1 protein-coding gene is annotated in these 291 nt (G+C 74.2%); it reads right to left on the bottom strand.

Annotated elements, in window-relative coordinates; genetic code table 11:
• The coding region (locus CQ12_RS46955; RefSeq protein ID WP_057839600.1) for a hypothetical protein at positions 1 to 291 on the bottom strand (291 nt) is incomplete at both ends.

The following is a 291-nucleotide window of genomic DNA, read 5'->3' as shown; positions in this document are numbered from 1 at the left end:
GGCGCGCCCCTGCAGCAGCCGCCACAGCGTGCCGTCGTCGATGGCGGCCGCTGCCTGTGGCAAGGCATCGGCGAAGAGCGTGACCATGTCGGAGGCATGGCCTTCGACCGGCTCGGCGCGGAAGAAGCCGGCCATCAGCATGTCGCGCAACCGGACGGCAAAAGCCTCGTCGGTCGCCGCCAGGCGCGCGACCAGCGGCCGCGCAGCCACTCGCAGCCCGGCATGGGCGCCGGTGGCCGCCAGGGTGATGCCGTCGCGATGATGCGCGAGCGCGGCGTCGTCGAGCCGCGC

Source organism: Bradyrhizobium jicamae (assembly GCF_001440395.1).
Lineage (GTDB): Bacteria > Pseudomonadota > Alphaproteobacteria > Rhizobiales > Xanthobacteraceae > Bradyrhizobium > Bradyrhizobium jicamae.
Note: the sequence above shows the minus strand (reverse complement) of the source record. Positions and strands in the feature narration are given on the sequence as shown.